The organism is Microvirga sp. HBU67558 (assembly GCF_018069605.1).
In the GTDB taxonomy this organism is placed as follows: domain Bacteria; phylum Pseudomonadota; class Alphaproteobacteria; order Rhizobiales; family Beijerinckiaceae; genus Microvirga; species Microvirga terrae.
On the sequence record NZ_JAGPUP010000154.1, the window covers coordinates 1 to 360 of the forward strand.

Annotated in this window: 1 protein-coding gene; it reads left to right on the forward strand. The window is 60.6% G+C overall.

The genetic code is table 11. The annotated features are described in order from the left end of the window. Window positions 1–347, forward strand: a 347-nt coding sequence (locus KBI52_RS00620; protein ID WP_247654082.1) for a GMC oxidoreductase, incomplete at its 5' end; no start/stop codon positions are given. Window positions 348–360 lie beyond the last annotated feature (13 nt).

Below are 360 nucleotides of genomic sequence, written 5' to 3' on the forward strand. Positions count from 1 at the left end.
CCACAAAGCCGATCAATTTCAAGATCGCCCGGGAGCTTCTTCCCGGCAGCAGCATCGCAAGCGACAAGGCGCTCGTCGATTACTGCGGCAGGACCGTCAAAACCAATTATCACCCGTCCGGCACTGCCCGCATGGGACCCGATGGCGACACGATGGCCGTGCTCGATAGTCAGATGCGCGTGCGAGGTGTCGATGGCCTACGGGTGATCGATTGCTCCGCCATACCGTTCCTCCCATCGGCTAACACCAACGCGGCCGCCCTGATGCTCGGTCATCGCGCGGCCGAGTTCGTCGCGGCGCCAAGCCATCACCCCATCGAGAAACGGCCTTATGAAACTCTATCTTAGAAGAAGGGAGAGC